Annotated in this window: 12 protein-coding genes; 7 read left to right on the forward strand and 5 right to left on the reverse strand. The window is 51.6% G+C overall.

Translation table 11 applies throughout. The annotated features are described in order from the left end of the window. Positions 1-16 precede the first annotated feature (16 nt). Positions 17-4,888, reverse strand: coding sequence for a translocation/assembly module TamB domain-containing protein (locus AC1S52_RS06825; RefSeq protein ID WP_482028265.1), 4,872 nt, complete (start codon positions 4,886-4,888; stop codon positions 17-19). A gap of 314 nt (positions 4,889-5,202) precedes the next feature. Here AC1S52_RS06825 and AC1S52_RS06830 point away from each other — a divergent pair, with 314 nt between their 5' ends. Further along, positions 5,203-6,351, forward strand: coding sequence for an HhoA/HhoB/HtrA family serine endopeptidase (locus AC1S52_RS06830; protein ID WP_482028266.1), 1,149 nt, complete (start codon positions 5,203-5,205; stop codon positions 6,349-6,351). Here the strand turns inward: AC1S52_RS06830 and AC1S52_RS06835 are convergent. Together AC1S52_RS06835 and AC1S52_RS06840 are read right to left on the reverse strand one after the other, a co-directional pair. After that, complete coding sequence (locus tag AC1S52_RS06835; protein WP_482028267.1) at positions 6,348-6,722, reverse strand: Mo-dependent nitrogenase C-terminal domain-containing protein; 375 nt, start codon at positions 6,720-6,722, stop codon at positions 6,348-6,350. The two genes, AC1S52_RS06830 and AC1S52_RS06835, sit on opposite strands and share 4 nt — an antisense overlap. Positions 6,723-6,865: 143 nt before the next feature. Further along, entirely contained in the window at positions 6,866-7,321 is a 456-nt protein-coding gene (locus AC1S52_RS06840) for a hypothetical protein (RefSeq protein ID WP_482028268.1), read from the reverse strand. Positions 7,322-7,601: 280 nt separating this feature from the next. Between AC1S52_RS06840 and AC1S52_RS06845 the strand changes: the two genes are divergently transcribed. Continuing rightward, entirely contained in the window at positions 7,602-8,552 is a 951-nt protein-coding gene (locus AC1S52_RS06845) for an NAD(P)-dependent alcohol dehydrogenase (protein WP_482028269.1), read from the forward strand. 118 nt (positions 8,553-8,670) lie between these two features. On the opposite strand, the gene AC1S52_RS06850 is transcribed toward AC1S52_RS06845, so the two are convergent. Continuing rightward, the gene (locus AC1S52_RS06850; RefSeq protein WP_482028270.1) at positions 8,671-9,546 is read right to left on the reverse strand and encodes a hypothetical protein; all 876 of its coding nucleotides are present in this window, start codon (positions 9,544-9,546) and stop codon (positions 8,671-8,673) included. 325 nt (positions 9,547-9,871) lie between these two features. Between AC1S52_RS06850 and mazG the strand changes: the two genes are divergently transcribed. From mazG to AC1S52_RS06870, 4 genes are all read left to right on the forward strand, one after another. Further along, a complete protein-coding gene (gene mazG / locus AC1S52_RS06855) occupies positions 9,872-10,711 on the forward strand; it encodes a nucleoside triphosphate pyrophosphohydrolase (protein ID WP_482028271.1) in 840 nt (279 codons plus the stop codon). A 132-nt stretch (positions 10,712-10,843) separates the two neighbouring features. Next, on the forward strand, positions 10,844-11,689 hold the full coding sequence (gene larB, locus AC1S52_RS06860; protein WP_482028272.1) for a nickel pincer cofactor biosynthesis protein LarB: 846 nt from the start codon (positions 10,844-10,846) through the stop codon (positions 11,687-11,689). A 187-nt stretch (positions 11,690-11,876) separates the two neighbouring features. Continuing rightward, positions 11,877-12,215 carry a photosystem II reaction center protein Psb28 gene (psb28, locus tag AC1S52_RS06865; RefSeq protein ID WP_482028273.1) on the forward strand — a complete coding sequence of 113 codons (339 nt, stop codon included), beginning with the start codon at positions 11,877-11,879 and terminating at the stop codon, positions 12,213-12,215. Between the two features lie 4 nt (positions 12,216-12,219). Next, positions 12,220-12,726, forward strand: a complete 507-nt coding sequence (locus AC1S52_RS06870; protein WP_482028274.1) for a MogA/MoaB family molybdenum cofactor biosynthesis protein — start codon at positions 12,220-12,222, stop codon at positions 12,724-12,726. A gap of 112 nt (positions 12,727-12,838) precedes the next feature. On the opposite strand, the gene AC1S52_RS06875 is transcribed toward AC1S52_RS06870, so the two are convergent. Further along, entirely contained in the window at positions 12,839-14,305 is a 1,467-nt protein-coding gene (locus AC1S52_RS06875; protein WP_482028275.1) for a tetratricopeptide repeat protein, read from the reverse strand. A 219-nt stretch (positions 14,306-14,524) separates the two neighbouring features. Here AC1S52_RS06875 and purD point away from each other — a divergent pair, with 219 nt between their 5' ends. Then, positions 14,525-15,877: a phosphoribosylamine--glycine ligase gene (gene purD / locus AC1S52_RS06880; RefSeq protein WP_482028276.1), complete on the forward strand. Its 1,353-nt coding sequence runs from the start codon at positions 14,525-14,527 to the stop codon at positions 15,875-15,877. The last annotated feature ends 111 nt before the right edge of the window (positions 15,878-15,988 follow it).

The following is a 15,988-nucleotide window of genomic DNA, read 5'->3' on the forward strand; positions in this document are numbered from 1 at the left end:
TCAACTTGGATGAGGTTTAAAACCGCGTTTCAAATTCAACCGTGGCTCGACTATCGCCTTGGAAATCGGTAGAACCTCGCATTAAAAGCTGGTCGTTAATTCGGTAAAGCAAGTTGTAGCGTAGCGGTTGTTTGGAGGCAAATACACTCGACAACGAGATGGTCAAATTATTGGTTACATCGACACCCGCTTCTACGGCTAAACCCAATACAGAGTTTTGTCGGGTGGGTTCATTAACCAGGGTTGGAAAGATGCGCAGTTCACTTAATCCAATCCTTTGACCTAATTCGGTAATGATTCCTTGCAAATTGCCAAATAGGACGGTCCCAGCAAAACCGGCAACGCCTAATGCCGTGTCGCCCTGCCCCAGGGTAGACAAAAATCGTCCACCAATCAGGGCGACAATTTCTGCTTCACTGCGGCGGGGAACACTGGTCAGGCGTAAATTTTCGTCAAGGGCACTGGCAGGACCAGAGACCACTGCCTGAACCCGAACCGTTCGTAGGGACCCCAACGAATTGACTTGATAGTTGGCAAAGGGATCATCAATAATTTCGCTGCCAATGGGTGACTGCCGTAGACGGGTACCTGTCGCTTCGGGGACGAGGGAAATCAATCGCACATTTAGGATGGGGTCAAAGCCCTGGTCAGGGACAAACGTTACCGTTTGTTCGTATCCTCGCTCTAGCCGAAATTGGGTTGTAAACAGGTTAATTGCCCCACTGACTAAACGAACGACTCCCCTTGGCTCAGGTTCAGCCAGGGTGCCGTTAAGTGCGACTGTCCCTTCAACGACAAAGCTAAGGAGCGGTGCCTGGGTTACCCGGACCCCGTTTCCCAACACCAACTGAAAATTGTTGAAGGCGATCGCCCCTGGTTCTGAAGAGGCGGCAGCCGGGATTTGGGGGCGGGGGAGTTGGGCGATACTTCCATTGCCTGAGCGGTCGGTGGCTGGTGTTGTCTCTGGGGGTGGGGTTGCTGTCTCATTGGTGGCGGCGATCGTTGGGGTGCCTTCAACCCCGCCCACCATTTCACCTAACCGAACTTCGCCATTCGCTAGCTGCACCGTTCCCCCCACCGCTGGAGCCAGGGCAGCCCCGGTAATGACAACATTGCCACTGACCCTTCCCTGATAGAGTCCTTGCAAGTCTACGGCCAGATTGTCAGTCGTAACGGTTAACGGGTTGGCAGCAGCAATCTCAGCCGTGAACGGGTTTTCAAAAATGGGAATCGCGCCCTGGGCAGCGATCTGTCCCTGGCTGTACTGTGCCTGCAAACCCTGAACCACGAGAAGATTGCCATTGGACTCAACAACCCCAGTGACATTGGTGAGGGGCCCAGTCAAAGTCTTGACTTGAAGCGTGGCATTTTTGACGACCAGATTTCCCTGGATCGCTGGTTGGCTGAGGGTTCCTGTAACGGCAATGTTCAACTGTCCCTGTCCATCAGTCCAATTCACCTGGTCAGTAAACAGGTTCAGCAATGCCAGTCCTTCATTTTCGACACGGGCTCGCAGACGAATTTGGTCATTGTCCGGTTGAACGGTCGCAAACGGTAGGGCAACCGGAATGTCGCCCACAACGTTGAGTGGACTGGTATTTGCCAGCAGCAGGTTACTCTCAAAATTCAATCGGGCATCAATGTAACGGAAGTTCAGGTTGGCTTGCTGAATCGGCTGCTGATTCAGCGTGGCGTTGACCAGGCTGATTTCACCCACGGCACTGGGATTAGCTAAATTGCCTGCGAGGGTGGCTGTGGCATTGATTCTCCCCGTGGCATCAATGGGAAATTGACGCAGATAGGGCTGCAACACATCGACTGGAATGTTGCTGGCGCGTAGTTGTCCGCTAATGTTCTCCGGTTGAAACTGACCGCTAAACGCCAGGATGCCGTCTTCCAGGGCAATTTGTAGGGGCAGGACTGTCAGTACACCCTCGGCAAAGTTGCCCTCAGCCACGACCCGATCAATCTTGTATTGCCCCCAGGTCCATTCGGTGCCTTCCAGGTCAAAGGCAATGGTTAACCCATTTTGCAGGGAGCCGGTAATATCGATCGCCCCATTCAATGGACCCTGGAGTTCTGCCAGGGTGGGAAATAGAGTTTCACGCTGAGCATACTGCTGCGCCAACAAAAACCGAATTTCTGAAAGCCGCTGCAACTGGTTCAAAACTGATTGATCCGTGACATCAACGGGTGTGGTATTAAGGACTGCTTCCCCGTTCGTATCGGGTGTACGGGCAGTACCGGCCCCCGGCAGATTCAGCCCAGCGAAGGCAAGCAGCAGGTTTTGAACGGGGGTCTGCTCAAACCCGATCTGGAACTGAACGGGAAAGTCGCCTGTGGTCTGTAACTTGCCATTCAGGACAATGCGACTGTCCTGCTGAATCAACTCGCCCTGGGTCAACTGGGCAACCCCATCGGCAAACCGGATCTGACCGCGAAATAGATCACCAGTCAAGCCACCGATGCGGGGTTGGGCGATCGCCACCTCTCCCTCGGCTGTGAATCGGTCCAGATTGACCGCTAAGTTACCAGACAGAGTACCGGAGATGGGACCCGCCGCCAGTGCCGCAGCGGGCAGAAAATCATTTAAGATTGCCACTGGAATGGCTTGCAGTTCGACCAGTAATGTGTCTCCAACCGTTTTACCCGTTGCCACTGCCTCATCTCGTCTGATCAGAAATGAGGTTGGCAGATTGTCTGGGCCAAGGGTAAGGGCAATGCGATCGGGCGTGCCGACCACCGACTGTCCAGTCAGTTCTAGCTGGGTGCGCCGTCCTCCCTGAAAATCAACCCGACCGACCAGTAACGGGTCAAATGCCAGACTACTAACCCGAAAATTGCGCAGACTCAAATCTCCAAGCACATTGGGGGCGGTTAACGTTCCTGTAATCCGTCCGTCAAAGTCTGCCTGTCCTGCCAGGTCAACGGTCTCTGGCAGGTTGAGTTCCACGTCTTGCAGATTGTATCCCTGTAACTGCACTGCCAGATTGAAATTGCCGACCTGGGGAATGTCCACTCCCTCCGTCACCACGGCAACGGTGCCACTAGCACGGAACCCTGGCGCTACTGCATCCTGGATCAACAACTGCTGTCCATTCCAGCGAAGGCTGGCGGTCAGCGGCTCCTGAATGACTGCCAAACCTTCAGAAAATCGCACCTGCCCTGTTGCCTGAATCCCCGCCAGACTGAGTGCTGCTGTGCTGCCAAACAGTTGCAAGTTACCGCTAAACTGCCCTCTCAAATCTTCAGAAAACTGGTTTAACTGCACTCCAGCGGTGGTCACAACAGCCCGAATCTGCCCGTCTATCAACTGTCCGGTTGCCTGGACAGTGCCATCCGCCACCCTGAAATTGGAACCCTTTAAGAACACCTGCTGACCCGCAATCAGGATCTCGCCCGTACCGGGGTAGGTGGCTTCCGGTGCCTGAAACTGAATGGTGGTTTGCAGATTCTCAGGCGCACCGGAAACACGGGCGATCGCTGAAACTGCCCCAATCTGAATATCAGGACTCGCCCCATAGAGGCGGGCAATTTCATCCCCAGGAACCCGATCTGCCTGGACGTTGAATGCCACGCTGGGTACCTGCCCCAACTCCACCTTGCCACCCCCGGTAATGGTCCCCCCTGCCTGGGGCACTGCCCGGATGTTGGTAAAGGTCAGAGTAGGGGTGTCACCCGCTGTCGTCAGTTGAAACTGCCCACTGAGGGAACGAAACCCCACCCGATCAATTTGTGCTGGGCGGAGGGTGCGGGCTGTTCCCTGGAGGACTGGCTCTGCCAAAGCTCCCTTAACCTGCATAGTTGCCTGGAGCGTGGCATTCAGGGGAACGGGCGTATCGATCTGGAGGGTGTCGAATAAATTTTGGGCAGTCACCGATCGCACCTGGACCGTCAGGTCGTATCCTGTTTCCGTATTCACCGTGCCCTTAATCTGGGCAGGAACGGTACCTACGCGAGTCCGGACATTGTCAACGACCACAATGTTCTGGCGAAACTGCAACTGCCCCTGGGTATCGGCAAACCGCTGGGGCAAACCTGCGACCTGACCAGCCACACCGCTGAAGGTCAGGCTACCCGTAATGTCGGGTGCAACTTCTGGGCGCAGTTGAACGGTCAGGTTGCCGTTGGCGCGCCCCGCCTGCAATGCCACGGGGGACTCAATCAGCCGTGCCACATCCACGACGGGCACATTTTGTCCCCGCAATGCCAGATTGGTGGCTCCTGTTTCGGGGCGTACCCCCCCGGTGAGGGTAAAATCGCCGCCCTGAGCAAACTGACCTGTGAGATCAAATTCGACCAGTTGGTTATTCTCTAAAAAACGGGCGGATCCATTCACTTTACTAAAAGCAACAGGAGCCTTGGGAAACGCTGGTTGGGGCAATGGCTGTAGGGTCACGTTGCCGCCGCGAATGCGAATTGCCTGCAAGTCGGTTCTAATCCACCCGGCTTCTTCCCCTGCTTGAATCGTGGTTGAAATCCAGCGTCCGTCCTTTGCCTGCTCAATGTAAGCATCTGGATTGACTAAGGTGACATTCAATTGCAAAGTGCGATTCAGAAGCAGTTGGAGGGGTGAAAAGCCAACCTCTACTGCCTCGGTGGTTGCCCGATCGGGATCGGTCGGGGTGGGCGGCAGCGCCGATGCCCCAAAGCGTAAACCGGTTAACGAGACTGATTCAACTTGACCCAATTCGACGGGTCGCCCCAGTAGTTGGTTCAAATTTTGCTCAACCAGGGGCACCAATTCTCGATGAATCCAGAGCCACCCCCACAGGGCACCGCCCCCGACCCCTGCCAGAACCAGGACACTAGCTGCGATCGCTCTTTGACGGGTCAAAAACCGTCTGCGAGGACGATTCTCCGATTCTGGCTCAGGGGAGTTAGTCATGGTTTAGAAAAATCTCTATCTAAAGTTAAGAGTTTTCAGTGGCTCAGACTCGACTGGGTAGATCTGGTTAGGAAATATACCTGAAGGGCATTTTTTTTAACTTGACCTAAAGACAGAAATGGGATTAGCCGAGAGCAGTTCATTATCCAGGAATGCATACCCCTTTATAGAGGAGCGTGATCATCCACTCTCACTCAATAGCCAGATGTCACCAGCGGAGGGACTATTACCATCAAAAGCATCAGGACATCCCAATTACGCGGCTAACGACTTTAAAACTTTGCTGGAAAACTTTGCTGGAGTCAAGGAAAACTATGCGATATCTCCTCAAGCAACCTCTGCTCTACCTGGCTCTACTGGCGATCGGTAGCAGTGCTGGGTGTATCGCCATTCGAGACGTGCGGGACGGGCAAGAACAGCCCGTGTCCACGCCTGCCCCGATGGCACCATCAACAGTCACAAACCCTGATTACATTGCTGAGATTGTTCAGCAGGTGGGTGCCGCTGTTGTGCGAATTGACTCCTCGCGCACCGTTCAGAGATCGCGGGGACAAGACTCGGTGCTGGAGCAGTTTTTTGGTGGGCAGGTTCCCGAACGCCAACAGGTCCAGCGAGGAACCGGATCCGGGTTCATCATCAGTCAGGATGGTCGCGTGTTAACGAACGCCCATGTGGTAGCGGGTGCCGATTCGGTTTCGGTGGTGTTGAAGGATGGCCGCCAGTTTGATGGTCGGGTTTTGGGAACGGATCGGGTGACTGATGTGGCTGTGATCAAAATTTCGGCAAAAGGATTGCCAACCGCTCGTTTGGGCAATTCAGATGATTTATTACCCGGACAGACGGCGATCGCGATCGGCAATCCGTTGGGACTCAGCAATACGGTAACGCAGGGAATTATCAGCGCGACTCAACGCTCCAGTGCAGAAGTGGGTGTTCCAACTGAGCGGCTGGACTTTATTCAAACGGATGCTGCGATTAATCCAGGCAACTCCGGCGGACCGCTGCTGAATGCCCAGGGAGAAGTGATTGGGATGAACATTGCCATTATTCAAGGTGCCCAGGGTATTGGCTTTGCCATTCCTATTAACACTGCCCAGCAGGCAGCCGAGCAGTTAGTTAAGAAAGGGCGAGTTGAGCATCCCTACATTGGACTGGAAATGGCAGAACTCAGCCCAGAATTGCGGAGAGAAATGAATCAAGCGGACCTGGGTTTTCAGGTGAACCAGGATAGGGGGGTGGTTGTGGGAAGAGTGGCAGCGGGTTCTCCGGCGGCACAGGCAGGTCTTCAGCCAGGCGACATCATTGAAAGTGTGAATGGCAAACCCATTGAAAATGCCAGTCAGGTGCAAGATCGGGTCAAAGAAGCCGGGATTGGCAATACTCTTCAATTTAGAGTAAACCGCAATGGTCAATCTCAAGCGATCGCCGTTCGCCCCACGCAATTGCCCAAGCGGGAAAGCTAACAGTACAGGCTCACATCCTCACCGCACTCGTCCGCTAAGTAACACAATGCCCGGAACCGAAGTGCAACCAGCTCTTCATAAAGCGGATTGAGCTTACAGAGCGGAGGGATATACAGAACGGTGTGTCCGAAAAGTTTAATTGTGCGTTCAAAGGGGCAATGGGAGGGGATGGTCTGGCAGATTTTTCTTGCCGCCTCAGGACTCTGAATTTGAATCCCATCCAGCCATTGGCGGAGCGGTTTCAAAGGAACAAATCGAATTCTGGGGCGAGAGCGGCGAAGCGGTGCCGATAGATTGATGTTGACTTCCTGGGAGATCCAGATAAGTTGATCAGGTCTGGCGGGAGAAATGTCGTAGCGAGAACCTTTCATGCTTCCTTCCTAACTGTCTGAAGCGTGTGCAACCTGTCCATTGACTCAATGTTGCCCACAGCAACAGAAACATTAATGGGCAGAAACACCGAAATTCTGACAACTTCGTTACAGTTCTCAGGAAGTTTACGAGGGTGAGGGGATTAACGACTTTTCTGAGTTGCTTCTTCCGCTTCCAGGGTTTGCAGCACATCCTCTATCTGCTGGTTGGAAACACGCCTTTGGAGTGCCGTCCAGCAATGCCCCTGTCCATTATTTTGCAAAGAAGGGCGACGTAACTGACGCAAAGCATTAATGCAAGGAGGGCAATCGCAGCCAAACAATGCCACCGCAGCATCACTCTCGGCTGTACTGAAGTCTACGCTGGCATCTTCTAGCGAAATTTGCCCAGACGAGGCTATCAGGCGGGCACGGTTATGATGAATAGAGTTCATCACAGTAGCTTCCAGATTGGAGCTAAGGGGGAGGTCGCAGGATGCTTGTTGGGCGATCGGACTCACTTTTACCGCAGATGCCAGATTTGCTGTCAGTAACAGGGTGAATGTCGAGCCAGCCAGGGTAGAAGTGGCAACTAAGCTTAAGAAGATTTTGTGATTCATGATATCTATCCCTTAACTTGTATCCCTTAACTTGATCAGGAGCATTGCTTCCAGAATTCAGACTACATAACAGTTCTGAACTATCCCGGTCTCTTAAAGCGAATCGCTTAAACGATAATACAATCCGATTCAACGTTTGAACCATTTGTTTGGTAAACAATGATGCTGATTCTGCTTCCTTTGGCTGATGCTTAATGATGGAGCCTGAACTTTTTCCCAAGATGTACCTCACTGGATTCAAAAACGCTATAAATTGCTGCAATAAAATAAAGGAGACTTAATGAAAGCTGCCATTATTAATCAGTACGGAACGGCTGAGGTTTTGCAGTTTGCAGAGGTAGACAAGCCGAAAATTAAGCCGAACCAGATGTTGGTCAGGGTCTATGCTTCGAGCGTCAATCCAATCGATTGGAAGATCCGCAAAGGGATGCTCAAATTTCTGACTGGGAGCCAATTTCCCATCATCCTGGGTTTTGATGTTTCAGGACAGGTCGTAGAGGTGGGCGATCGCGTGACCCAATTTAAACCGGGAGATGCGGTATACACACGGCTCGACCAGCTTGCAGGAGGAGCTTATGCCGAATATGCGGCGGTTTCAGCAGAGGTCGCTGCGCTCAAACCAATGAATATGAGTCATGAACAGGCGGCAACCGTGCCATTGGCTGCACTGACTGCCCTACAAGCTCTCCGTGATCAGGGCAAGCTAGAGGTGGGGCAAAGGGTGTTGGTCAATGGCGCATCTGGAGGGGTAGGCACCTTTGCCGTGCAGATTGCAAAAGCGTTGAGAGCCGCTGAAGTGGTGGCTGTGTGTAGTGGAAAAAATTCAGAATTGGTTAAACGTTTGGGGAGCGATCGCGTGATTGACTATACCCAGCAGGACTTTACAGAGGATCCAACTCGATACGATATTGTGTTTGACGTGGTAGGTAATCGATCGCTATCGGAATGCAAAAAGGTTTTGCAACCCAATGGGGTTTACATTACAACCCAGATTTATCCCAGCAACTACTTTTTGAGTTTTTTATCCTGGTTCACATCTGGTCCAAAATATAAAATTATTCTGCTCAAATCTAATGGTTCTGATCTGGCTTATTTGAAGGAGCAGATTGAGTCAGGAAAGATTCAATCTGTGATTGACCGTACCTATCCCTTATCTGAGATAAAAGCGGCTCATCTGCACAGCGAAGCAGGGCATGTAACGGGCAAAATTGTGATAACCACAGGAATTTAGGTGATTTCCAGGAATATTTTCACCTCGTTGAACCCCTCCCAGCCTCCCCTTGGTAAGGGGAGGTGCCGTAGGCGGTGGGGTATTTTGTTTGGTGGAAATCTCCTTAAATCGGTATAACTTACTGGGCAGAGCCTGAAACAGCCGATGGATAAACTCCTTCGGCAATGAGTACAGGTTTATTTTTGTACTCTGCTTCTAACTGTTGCAGGGCATCACGGCTAATGGCAGTGCCATACTGTTGCTCAAGCTCAGCTACTACAAACGGGCGCAGCACACCTGTAACGGCTACCGTTTCACCATCCTTAAATCCCTGCTGTTGGGCGGTTTTAGGGCTGGCGTTAATCACCAGTAACTCATTCGCACCGAGTAATTGTCTTTCCTCTAGCTTAAAGATACTTACGCCTTCGATCGCGTCTACTTCGCCAGCAACCGCGATCGACTTCCCGTAGTACTGTTGAGGATTATTAGAAATCTCTCCTGGAGCTGGGGCAGGAGCAATTGATCGAGCGATGATAGCAGGTTTATTTTCGTATTCCCGAAATAGGTCTGCTTGCAAGGGCAAGTTATTTTGTTTCCCAACCTCGGTAATCACAAAATTGCGAACTTCACCCGTAACCTGTAATTCAGTTCCCGCATCAATGGGAACGGGTAAGGATTGACCAGTCGCATTCACAACTAGAATTGACTCATTACCAAAGAACCGCTCATCTTCAATGATGAAAGCATTGGTTCCCACTTGCCGCACGGGTTCGCTGCGAACCGTAACCGTTTTGCCAATCAGTTGCTCGGTTCGGTCAGCAACATCCTCAGTCGTGACGGTACCCGTATCCGGAGCTGTTGCCTCTGGTTGACGGACGTTATTACAGGCAGGTAGAAGAATGGCAACCAGCGCCAGCGCGATCGCTCCCTGCGCACGCCATAGTGACCTTCCTGGATTGCCCTTTTGGGTTTGTTTGAAGTCATCCGTAAAGTTTCTAGTCAATCGCTCATTCATAACAAATCTCCCAATTTGATACCTAACGACTTCAAAGCAATACCTGAGAAAGTCGCCAGTAAAAAAGTATTAAACCAAATCGGAAATAGTAAAATTTCGCTGAAAAGTTTTTAACGACTTGCCAAAATACCATTCGAGAAAGTTAAGTTGAAATGCTGAATAGAACAGCTTTTGATGATATTTTGATTTTCTTCCTATTCCCGACAAAGTTTCCAAAGTCTACTGAAACTCTAGAAAATTCAGTGTCAGTTAACTTCTGCCCAAAGGGGTAAGAAACTGCCCTGCGTCCACTAAAGTAAAGAAGTGTAATATTTGCAATTCCTGCATGGCACATTCCGAGAACCCGATAAACAAAACAGCAATGCTGGATGCGGTTCAGCATTTGGTAGAGGTCGTTGCTCAACTGCGATCGCCTACAGGTGGTTGCCCCTGGGATCTAGAACAAACGCCTGAAAGCCTGATTCCCTATGTCATTGAAGAAGCCTACGAAACGGTTGATGCGATTCAAACAGGTAACCCAGAGGCAATTTGTGAAGAGTTAGGGGATCTGCTGCTGCAAGTCGTGCTTCAAGCTCAGATTGCCAGCGAACAAGAACAGTTCAGCCTGACCGAAATCGCCCATAGCATCAGCGAAAAACTGATTCGCCGTCATCCCCATGTCTTTGGGAATGTTCAGGTAGAAACGATGGATGATTTGTACCGCAACTGGGAACAGATTAAAGCCGCAGAGAAGGGAGAAGATCCCACGATCCCCCCCCCCCTGAGCCGCCAGTTAAATCGCTATGCGCGATCGCTGCCCCCGCTAATGGCAGGCATGAAAATCTCCCGCAAAGCTGCCGCTGAAGGCTTTGAGTGGGAAACCGTTGATGGTGTTTGGGACAAGTTTCAGGAAGAACTGACCGAGTTTCGAGAAGCATTGGATGGTTTAGACAAAGCCCATCAGGAGGCAGAACTAGGTGATCTTCTGTTTACCCTGATTAATATTGCCCGGTGGTACGATCTCGATCCCAGCGCCGCACTTCAGGGCACCAACCAGCGGTTTATCCGTCGCCTGGAGCAAATGGAAGCCGTTGCCGATCGCCCCCTATCCGACTACACCCTGGGAGAGTTAGAGCAACTGTGGCAGGCGGCGAAACGGAAGTTGAGGAGTGAGGGGAGTGGTTAGTTGCTAGAGGGAAGAAAGCCGTTACTGGTCATTGGTCATTGGTCCTTTTCAACTCTCAACTCTCAACTCTTCACCCATCCTTTCCTCTCACATTAAAGTAAATAAAGTTCTCCTACTCCTTCCCTTGCTACCGTGACTCAACCCGATGTTTTAAAGAATCTACTTCAGGCTGTTGCCCAGGGTGAAATTAGCCCAGACATTGCTTTTGACAAGCTCAAGTACCTCAACTATGAGCCAGTAGAGGACTTTGCCCGTATAGACCATCACCGCGCCCTCCGCACAGGCTTTCCAGAAGTTGTGTGGGGACAGGGTAAAACCGTAGACCAGATTGCCCAAATTATGCAAGCCATGCGCGATCGCGTCAGCGCTGATCAATCGGTTCATACGCCTGCTGTGATGGCAACCCGAATTGAGCAGACGGTTTATGATCAGTTGCGGGAAAAAATCCCTAACTTGCATTACCATCCCCTTGCTCGGATTTGCTTTATCCAGGGTAAAGAAGAACCGAGAGATTCTACCCCTTCCACTCCCAGTCACGCTGGTACCATTAGCGTTCTTTCCGCAGGCACTGCCGATCTTCCAGTTGCCGAGGAAGCCGCTTTGACCGCTAAACTGTGTGGGTTTCAAGTCAACCGACTGTGGGATGTGGGAGTTGCGGGTCTTCATCGGCTGTTGAATAATCGGCAGGCGATCGCGGATGCGGATGTCCTGATCGTAGTTGCCGGAATGGAAGGCGCATTGCCCAGTGTCGTGGCTGGTTTAGCAGAATGTCCCGTGATTGCCGTCCCCACCAGCGTGGGCTATGGAGCCAATTTTAACGGACTAGCCCCCCTCTTAACCATGCTCAACTCCTGCGCCCCCGGAATTGGCGTTGTCAACATCGACAACGGTTTCGGAGCCGCCATTCTAGCAGGGCAGATTTTAAGAACTGCCACTCGGCTGACAGAGAGGAAAGGAGGAAAAGCAGTTGAGAGTTGAGAATGACCAACGACCAATGACCAATGACCAATGACTAGTAACGGCTTCCTTCCCTCTAATACCTAACACCTCTTTCCCCCATTCCCCTCCTCTTCGTATCCTTCGTATCCTGGTTTACCTAATTCCCCTTAGTTCCGTATGATGGGAGGATAAAGTTTTCCACATTGATAATCTCTAATTGAAGGATATGACAGCTCGAATTCAATTTTCACGCGGGTTTGATGAGGAAATCGTACCTGATGTACGAGTGACACGGGCACGAGACGGCAGTAACGGTACTGCAACGTTTTATTTTCAGAACCCCAAAGCTCTGAATCGGGACAATACAGAAGAAATTACCGGCATGTATTTGATTGACGATGAAGGGGAGATCGCGACACGCGAGGTGAAAGCTAAGTTTGTTAATGGTCAACCAGAGGCAATTGAAGCCGTTCTTTTGATGAAGTCTGAAGAGGACTTTGACCGTTTTGTGCGATTTATGAATCGCTATGCTGAAGCGAATGGTCTAGGATTCAGCAAGTCGTGATGGAATGATTGCAACTCCTCATCCGGATGCTTCTGAGACTTCAGTTCGTTGTGCGGTGATTACCGTTAGCGATACCCGCACCATTGACACGGATAAAAGTGGGCAGCGTATTCAACAATTGCTGAAGAAAGCAGGACACCATATAGGGGCTTACGCCATTCTTAAAGATGAGCCGGACCAAATTAGATCGCATCTCATCAACCTCGTTCAAGACTTAGATTTGGATGTCCTGATCTTCAATGGGGGTACAGGCATTGCCCCCAGGGACACCACCTATGATGTGCTTGAAAGCCTTTTGGAAAAGCCGATACCAGGTTTTGGTGAACTGTTTCGCTGGTTGAGTTATCAGGAGATTGGTTCACGGGCGATCGCGTCCCGTGCCACGGCTGGTGTTTTTCGCGATCGGTTAGTGTTTTCCCTTCCCGGTTCTACCAATGCTGTCACGTTAGCGATGGAAGCCCTTATCCTGCCAGAACTGAGGCATTTAGTGAGTCAGATTCGCCAGCGTTAGAAATTGCCAGGAAATCATGGCATGGGCTGGTACAGCTAGCAATTAGCCGCCATCAGCGAGTAAGCACTGTTTTTACTTCCCCTCTCTCCTCTCCCCTCTCCCCTAACCAAACTTACTGTCTCGGCTGTTGAGAGACTTGCTGAATTTGAGCTGTAAAGTAGTCTTCTCTATACTTGAGTTGACGGGCTAAAACCAGCCCCCGCTGAAAAGCCGTAACAGCTTGTGGGTAGGCTTTACGAGAGGCATAAATCTTTCCAATCTGGTCATAGGCATCCATCATGCCGTAGACGTTATACGCCTGTTGCTCTACACCAACCAGGAAGTTGTAGACGCGCAGAGCCGCATCGGGGCGATCGTTGGCAAGATACAGAACGCCCAGTTTCTTTAGGGCATCGCTGGCGTAACCGAGCTGCACGAGAGGTTGGGCAAGCTGGTAAGCTGCCTGATAGCTTCGCTCTGCCAGGTCTAACCGAGAGACTGCCTGATAGTTATCCCCAATTTTGACCCGGAGTGCTGGTATAGGTTTGGGGTCATTTAACTTCTGGTACAGACCAACCAGTTGCTCTTGATAGGGGATTGCCTGGGCGGGTTCTTTTGCCTGTTCATGTATATAAGCCAGTTGGGTCAGGTAAATGACTTCGTTTTGGGTATTTCTCTGCCCTCTTGCCCTTGCCAGCAGTTGGTTGTAAGTTTCAGCGGCTTTAGGGTAGTTAAACCAGTTCAGGTAAAGCTGCCCCAGCGTGGTCAGGGTGCTGTCTACCTGCTTCTCATCCTGGCGCTGCCGTGCCTCGACCAGCAGCAGTTCGTACACAGCAACAGCCGCCTGGGGTAGCCGTACCTGCTGGTATGCCGCTCCCAAAGCATTAAGCAGGGTGACGCGATCGGCAACATTCGCTCTGCCAAAGCTGACGTTGTTGCCTAAGCCTGGAGTAGGTGCCTTGGCATCCGCAAATATTTCGTCTAGTCGTCCCGTAATCCACCGTAACTGGGGGGTGTTATTTTCTCTCCAGGCAGCATCCCCAACCCGACCCAGTGCCCTCACTTCTTCTACGGGACCCAGATATCGCCGCAGTCGCAGTTCCCGGTTCCAGGTGTCAAAAGCACCGATGGCATCTCCTGCCTTCAGTTGGGCGGCTGCCTGGGCATCCAACTGGTTCAGAGCAGGGATTAACTGTTTCCGTTCAGCCGGTGTCAAGGGTCGCTGTTCCACGTCTTCCCGCACTAGCGGATCGGGAATTTCCAGTTCCAACGGATTGGGTGGAAACTCGTCCTTTCTGGGCGCAGGCTTGGCTCCCTCCAGGGGTGGAATGGACTGAACCGGCTCACCGGGTTGGGCTGTTGAGGCGGGTTCACTCGGTGGGGCGGGTTGCTCACTTGGGAATGGACTTGGTTGGGCAGGCAGATTAAGCTCATCTTCGCCTGGTTGAGTTGGTAAAGAGACATCTGGTTGGGTCTGTTGCCCAGGGGGATAACTTTGAATCGGTTGATCCAGTTGAGCCAGTGCCTCCATTGCCGGAACCCAACCGCCCAGCATTAGCAGGATCGGCATCCAACGATAGTATTTATGCGATCGCCCCATTAATATGAACTCCGTTTAGGTGGTAGGTGATAGATGGCAAGGAATAGAACGTGAGTGGTCAGATGTTTTGGGTTGAGAGGTTTGAATTGAGAATTGAAAGGTGAGGTGAAAGGGTGGGTCGCAAGGGGTGATGGGTAATAAATATGTTACGTCATCAAGACTTTAACTTTTTTCGTTGAGTGAACTAGTCATTTGACGGTGAGAGCATGACATAATTAAATGCATTTGACTGAGCAAGTAGTTGCTCGCTGGGTTCATGAACTTAGACGGAAAAATATTGTGAAGGTTCTGGTTGTTGGCAATGGCGGTCGTGAACATGCCATTGTCTGGAAACTCCTACAATCCCCCAGAGTGCAACAGGTCACCTGTGTATCCGGCAATGGTGGTACTGCTTCCATGAAGCGCTGCCAGAATCTTGCATTAGGGATCAATGATTTTGAAGGAATTGCCCGGTTTGCTCTGGTCAATGGGGTGTCTTTGATTGTAGTCGGTCCCGAAGTGCCTTTGGCAGCAGGAATTACAGATTTTTTGATGGACCAGGGGTTGACGGTGTTTGGTCCGACCCGTGCCGGAGCGCAGATTGAAGCCAGTAAGGCATGGGCAAAGGAATTGATGCTGGAGGCAAAGATTCCAACTGCCCGGTCAGCGGTGTTTAGCGATGCTAAGGCAGCCCAGTCCTATGTGCGATCGCAGGGGGTGCCCATTGTGATCAAGGCAGATGGGTTGGCTGCGGGCAAAGGCGTGACGGTTGCCACCACGTTGGCAGAAGCCGAAGAGGCGATCTCGGCAGCTTTGGGTGGGCAGTTTGGCGATGCGGGCAAACAGATTGTCATTGAAGAATGTCTGACCGGTCAGGAGGTTTCTGTTCTGGCACTGACCGATGGCATGACGATTTTCCCCCTGCTGCCCGCTCAGGATCACAAGCGAATTGGCGATGGCGATACTGGACCCAATACAGGCGGGATGGGGGCTTATGCCCCAGCGCCGATAGTCACGTCTGAACTAATGGAACGCATTCAGACAGAGATTTTGGAACCCGCGATCGCGGCGTTACGAAAGCGAAACATTGACTATCGGGGTGTTCTCTATGCTGGACTGATGATCACTCCTGCTGGAGATCCTCAGGTAATTGAGTTTAACTGCCGTTTTGGTGATCCCGAAACGCAGGCAGTGTTGCCCCTGCTGGACACGCCCCTGGAAGATCTACTGGTTGCCTGCGCTCAGCAGCGGTTAGCCGAGCTACCTCCCATTGATTGGAAACCAGGAGCCGCTACCTGTGTAGTGGTTGCGGCTGAAGGATATCCAGATTCCTACCAGAAAGGGACCCCAATTACTGGAATTGATGAGGCAGAGACTCAGGGCGCGGTCGTGTTCCATGCTGGTACCCAACTGAAACAGCAAGTCCTGGTTACTGATGGCGGCAGAGTGTTGGGCGTAACGGCTACGGGGGAAACCTTAGAGAGTGCGATCGCCAATGCCTATGCTGCGGTTCACAGTATTCACTTTGACGGCATGTACTATCGGCAGGACATTGGCTACTGGGTCAAGACGATTCAATCAGACCCCAGTTAACATATAGTAGTTAGTACTTAGTCGTTGGTTGTTAGGGGGGTGAGTGGTCAGTAGTCAGTGGTATTTACAAACGACGAATGACGAATGACGAATGACTAATACGACCCATTA

The organism is Kovacikia sp. CALU 1929 (genome assembly GCF_056784235.1).